The sequence below is a fragment of the Parendozoicomonas verongulae genome (assembly GCF_009711465.1).
GTDB lineage: Bacteria > Pseudomonadota > Gammaproteobacteria > Pseudomonadales > Endozoicomonadaceae > Sansalvadorimonas > Sansalvadorimonas verongulae.
In genome coordinates, this window is record NZ_SMME01000655.1 from 999 (window position 1) to 1,861 (window position 863).

Genomic DNA, 863 nt, shown 5'->3' on the forward strand with positions numbered 1-863 from the left:
CCTCTTGAGATCGCCGGATTGGATGAAAGACTTGTTGCACCCATTCAGGGCGCAGACAAAGGGCCTGTCCCCTGTGTGAATGCTTGTGGGGACGATGAGATTTCCGGATGTGAAAAACGCTTTGTTACACCCGTCCAGGTCACAGACAAAGGGCCTGTCCTAAACGTTCTGTGGCATCCGTTCTGGTCACAGACAAAGGGCTTGTCCCCTGTTGGCGCGTTTATGCCTGGTGAGATCACCGGATGTATACGTTTGTGTCTGGTGAGATCGCTGGATGTGTTTACTTGTGTCTGGTGAGATGTCTGGATTAGGTTACCGGATGAAGTGAAAGACTTATAGCATCCGTCCTGGTCACAGACAAAGGGCCTTAGTGAACGACTTGTTGCACCCGTCCTGATCACAGACAAAAGGCCTTTCTCCTGTGTGGATGCGCTTGTGTTTGATGACACTGCCGGATGTGGTAAACGCTTTGTGGCACCCGTCAACATCACAGACAAAAGGCCTTTCTCCTGTGTGGATGCGCTTGTGTTTGATGACACTGCCGGATGTGGTAAACGCTTTGTGGCACCCGTCAACATCACAGACAAAGGGCTTGTCCTGGCGCGTTTATGCCTGGTGAGATCACCGGATGTGTGCTTGTGGACAGTGAGATCACTGGATTGGGTGAAAGACTTATTGCACCCATCCTGATCACAGACAAAGGGTCTCGCCCCTGTGTGAGTGCGCTTGTGGGTGGTGAGATCGCCGGATGAGGTAAACGCTTTGTTGCACCCGACCTGATCACAGATAAAGGGCCTGACCCCTGTATGGGTGCGTTTGTGAGTGGTGATATGACCGGATTGGGTGAAAGACTTGTTGCACCC

General features: G+C 52.0%; 2 protein-coding genes. Both read left to right on the forward strand.

Annotation, left to right across the window (positions count from 1 at the left end; genetic code table 11):
• The coding region (locus tag E1189_RS24970; protein ID WP_230460048.1) for a hypothetical protein at positions 1–297 on the forward strand (297 nt) is incomplete at its 5' end.
• Positions 298–608: 311 nt separating this feature from the next.
• Positions 609–752, forward strand: coding sequence for a hypothetical protein (locus E1189_RS24975; protein ID WP_230460049.1), 144 nt, complete (start codon positions 609–611; stop codon positions 750–752).
• The last annotated feature ends 111 nt before the right edge of the window (positions 753–863 follow it).